This window comes from Weizmannia agrestimuris (genome assembly GCF_943193165.1).
GTDB lineage: Bacteria > Bacillota > Bacilli > Bacillales > Bacillaceae_C > Weizmannia > Weizmannia faecalis.
The window spans coordinates 1-4,552 of the sequence record NZ_CALPDC010000083.1 but is presented as its reverse complement, the minus strand read 5'-3'; the positions used below and the strand labels follow the sequence as shown (position 1 = coordinate 4,552).

The following is a 4,552-nucleotide window of genomic DNA, read 5'->3' as shown; positions in this document are numbered from 1 at the left end:
AGGAAGGCCTTCAATTTTCCGCGCTTCCTAACGTAGACGCCCTCTATGTGAAGGAAGGCCGTCATTTTCCCGCGCTTCCTTAACGTAGACAGGCTCTATGTGAAGGAATACCCTCAATTTTCCGCACTTCCTTAACGTAGACAGGCTCTATGTGAAGGAAGGCCTTCAATTTTCCGCGCTTCCTAACGTAGACGCCCTCTATGTGAAGGAAGGCCGTCATTTTCCCGCGCTTTCTTAACGTAGACAAGCTCTATGTGAAGGAAGGTCCTCATTTTTCCGTGATTTCTTAACGTATACGGGCTCTATGTAAAGGAATGGTCAAGTTTTAGCATGCTTTCTTAACGTAGACGCCCCCTATGTAAAGGAAGGCCTTCGTTTTTCCACGCTTCATTAACATAAGGCTTGCTGAATAAGCAAAATTCCTAGATTTGCAAGGTTGCTGACAAATTGGGTACAAACTCAGAATCGGATCCGTTCAGCAAGCCCCAGGTATGAATAATATTTGGGCAACAAATTCGTCAACAGCTTGCCTTTTTATTCAATTTGGAAAAAATAAGAAAACCCCTGAACCGTTGCGGCTCAAGGGTTTCAAGGATGATTCCGACTGGTCTCGAACCAGCGACCTCCACCCTGTCAAGGTGGCGCTCTCCCAGCTGAGCTACGGAATCGTATTCATCTCTGTCGGACAATACTTAGTATATAAGGAATGGGGTGCCTTGTCAATCAGTTTTTTAAAAAAAAGAATAGAAATCCTATCTCGAAAAAAGGGGGTTCTCCTTCATGAGGCGCACGATCATCCTTTCTTACGGGACATCGCCCTGTAGCTGGTCGGGGTGGCTTTGTAATACCTTTTGAATACTTTGCTGAAATAACTAATCTCCCGAAAGCCCAGGCTGTGCGCAATATAAGAAACCGGCAAGTCATCGTTGGCAAGCATGTCTTTTGCCAGATTCATTTTTTGACGGTTAACAAAAGAAACAAAAGTTTCGCCGGTTTCCTTTTTGAAAAGTTTGCTGAAATAGTATGGGCTTAAATACACATGGCCGGCGACTTCTTCCAAAGTGACAGGCTGGTGAATGTGTTTCTGAATATATTTAAGGGCTTGCTTTATTTCTTTCTTGGACCGTGCATGTTTTTTCGCTTGAGCGGCTGGTTCTTTCTCTGGTTTTGCTTCTTCTTCATTTAAAATGGATGACAAATAGTATTCTGCCAAAGTAGCCAGCACTTCAGCAGAAGCAGCTAATTTTTCTAAAGAAAAAACCGGAAGTTTGCTATAGGCGGCCGCAAAATCACGGTGGGAAGACAGATCAAGCGGTTTTTGCTGCAAAAACTCTTTCACTTGATTTTCATCATCTTCCAGGCGTACCTGCCCGCTAATGATAAAACCATAAAGCGTGTTTTCCCGACTTTTTACCGGAACCGCAAAATCCGCGAGGCCCGCATGGCACCTGTAAATACACGGCTGCCCGTTTTTCATTGTTTCAAAGCCGCCGCATTTCGCGCATGTTTGGCAGTGTTTCCGGAGATGCGGAACTTGCCGCATGATTTGGCAGACAGGCGGGAATTGATCATCATCCGAAATTTCTTTTCCGTCAATATCCACATAAACCGCTGTGAGGCCGGTCGCAGAAGAAAACATTTCCATTACTTTTTCGATCTGTTGTTTGTTTGTCATTTCACAAAACCCCCGTTTTCAAAAAAGCAATCATTTAAGCGGTTGCAAAATTTTGTTCAAAGCTGAACAAAAAAATACAAATGAATCATTTGCCATGCAAAAAGGCGGGAAAGCGCAAACATTGGTTTCTAGCCTCATTATAAATGAAAGCGCAACAAAAAAATATCATTTTCCGTATTTTCAACAGAATTGAATGCCGGAATAGGCAAATTTGTGACAAAGGGTTTCTTTATACTTGTATTATAAGGAAACGCATATAAATATTTGTGAAATAAATCACATGAATGATAAGTTTGTTATTTCGGAGGGATATAATATGAAAAAAATAATGGCCATTAATGCAGGCAGTTCTTCATTAAAATTTAAAGTTTTCAATATGCCGGATGAAAGTATTTTAATTGAAGGGGTGTTTGAACGAATCGGATTCGACGCGCCTGAGGTTTCATATAAAATCAACGGTTTCCGCCAAAAAGAAAAACCGCCGATCCACGACCACCGTGACGCTGCGGATTATTTGATTGAAATTCTTTTAAAAAATCGTATTGTCGATGATTTAAATGAAATTTCAGCTGTCGGCCACCGGATCACACATGGCGGTTCTGACTTTTCGGATTCTGCCGTACTGGACCGTACAGTGATTCAAAAAATTGAAAATCTGTGCGAACTGGCGCCTTTGCATAATCCGGCTGGGTTGCTCGGAATCAGGGCCTTTATGAAAAGGCTTCCGAAAGCTTGTGCCGTAGCCGTGTTCGATACCGCTTTCCATCAAACGCTTGCACCTGAAACGTATTTGTATCCGGTGCCTTTGAAATTATACAACCAATATCATATCCGGAAATACGGCTTCCATGGAACCAATCATCAGTATGTTGCCAGTGAAGCGGCCCTGCTTCTTGAAAAACCATTGAAAGATTTGAAAATCATTTCTTGCCATTTAGGGAACGGTTCCAGCATTTGCGCAATTCAAGGCGGAAAGTCTGTCAATACTTCAATGGGCTTTACCCCGCTGGCCGGATTGATGATGGGAACGCGTTCCGGTACAATTGATCCTTCCATCCTTCCATTTATCATGAAAAAATCAGGGCACACCATTGATGAAATGATGGATATGTTCAATAGAGAGTCCGGCTTGCTCGGCATTTCCGGGATTTCAAATGATTTCCGCGACGTGGAGCTGGCAGCAAAAGCTCATAATGAGCAGGCGGAATTGGCAATCAAAATGTTTGTGAATCGTGTGACAGAATGTGTCGGCGGTTATGTTGCATTGATGGGCGGGGTGGATGCCATTGTGTTCACGGCAGGGATCGGGGAACATTCTGCCTCCGTCCGGCAAGCAGTGGTGTCCAATTTAGCCTATCTTGGGGCAAAATTGGATTTCCGGTCAAACGAAGAAAACGGGCCGTATATTCATACCCCTGATTCAAAAGTGTCTTTACTTGTCATTCCGGCAAACGAAGAATTGATGATTGCACGGGATACCTGGCGCTTAAGTGAAGGGCAAGCCGCGCGTTTGCCCGAAAAACAAACAGTGAGGGTCTGAAAAAGCAGTGATTCAAAAAGGACGATGCGGGAAATCGATCGGCGCATCGTCCTTTTTTTGCCGGAAAATAGCCTGGGCCTGCTGCCTATCCCCAAACTTCCCCGGCAATCTTCACTACATGCGATAGTTTTGCCCATTGTTCTTCCTCAGTGAGCAGATTGCCTTCTTCTGTGGAGGCGAAACCGCATTGCGGGCTGAGACAAAGCTGTTCAAGCGGGACATACTTGGAAGCTTCGCCAATTCGGCGCTTCACATCGTCCGCATTTTCAAGCTCACCGAATTTGGAAGTGACAAGGCCGAGCACAATTTGCAGGTCTTTCCTTTGCACATGGCGCAAGGGTTCGAATCCGCCGGCACGGTCACTGTCATATTCCAGGAAAAAGCCGTCGATATTGAGGCCGTTAAATAGCGTTTCGGCGACCGGTTCATAGCCGCCAGAAGCAATCCATGTCGAGCGGAAATTACCCCGGCAAATGTGCATCGTAACTGTCAAATCTTCGGGTCGTCCGCTGACTGCTTCATTGATAGTGCGTGCATAAAGTTTTTCCAGATGGTCCGGATTCAGCCCGCGGGATTTCAGCTGTTCCTTCTGTTCATCGGAGCAAAGGTATGCCCATGCTGTATCATCGAGCTGCAAATAGCGGCAGCCGGCATCGTAAAAAGCGGCAATCGCTTTTTTATAAGCTTTTCCAAGATCGTGGAAAAACAAATCTTCATCCGCCTGGTAACGCCCGTATGCAATCTTGCCGCGGAAATGCAGCATGCTAGGACTTGGAATGGTCATTTTAGGCATGTGGTCCCCGGCAATGCTATGTAAAAATTTATAATCATCAATCATCGGATGGCCGGAAAAATCCAGATCTCCGATTATCCGGATGGAATGCGATTTAGTCTGCTTTTCTTTAAATTGGATGCCGCCCCCGGATTCGTATCCTTGCACACCAGTAAGATTTTCGAGAAAATCAAAATGCCAGTAAGCCCGGCGGAATTCCCCGTCCGTTACCGACTGCAGGCCGATTTCTTTCTGCTTTGCCACAATCCTTTTGATTTCCTCATTTTCTATTTCACGCAGCGCTTCTTTTGTGATTTCGCCTGATTCTTGCCGGCGGCGGGCCTGTTTCAACTTTTCCGGCCTGAGCAGACTCCCGACATGATCGGCGCGGAATGGCGGTATTGCTTTTGCCAATTGTATCCTCCCCTTTCTTGTAAATATTTAGAATGATAGCAAAAAAAGGAAGAAAAGTAAACTGCTTTATTTTCTCGTATGTGTCAAGTTTTTCTCGACAAGGTTTAAATATCGGGTATTCCAAGACACTCTTTTTGTACACTTTCGGCTA

General features: G+C 44.8%; 3 protein-coding genes and 1 tRNA gene. 1 reads left to right on the top strand and 3 read right to left on the bottom strand.

The window, feature by feature from the left end; genetic code table 11:
* Nucleotides 1-595: 595 nt before the first annotated feature.
* A tRNA-Val gene (locus NFR98_RS15520) sits at nt 596-668 on the bottom strand.
* 125 nt (nt 669-793) lie between these two features.
* Complete coding sequence (locus tag NFR98_RS15515; RefSeq protein WP_017552124.1) at nt 794-1,675, bottom strand: PocR ligand-binding domain-containing protein; 882 nt, start codon at nt 1,673-1,675, stop codon at nt 794-796.
* A gap of 316 nt (nt 1,676-1,991) precedes the next feature.
* Here NFR98_RS15515 and NFR98_RS15510 point away from each other — a divergent pair, with 316 nt between their 5' ends.
* Nucleotides 1,992-3,215 (top strand): acetate/propionate family kinase, encoded by a 1,224-nt coding sequence (locus NFR98_RS15510; protein WP_017552126.1) that lies wholly within the window; start codon nt 1,992-1,994, stop codon nt 3,213-3,215.
* A gap of 85 nt (nt 3,216-3,300) precedes the next feature.
* Here NFR98_RS15510 and NFR98_RS15505 read toward each other — a convergent pair whose 3' ends face one another.
* Complete coding sequence (locus tag NFR98_RS15505) at nt 3,301-4,401, bottom strand: 5-methyltetrahydropteroyltriglutamate--homocysteine S-methyltransferase (protein WP_017552127.1); 1,101 nt, start codon at nt 4,399-4,401, stop codon at nt 3,301-3,303.
* Nucleotides 4,402-4,552: the final 151 nt, after the last annotated feature.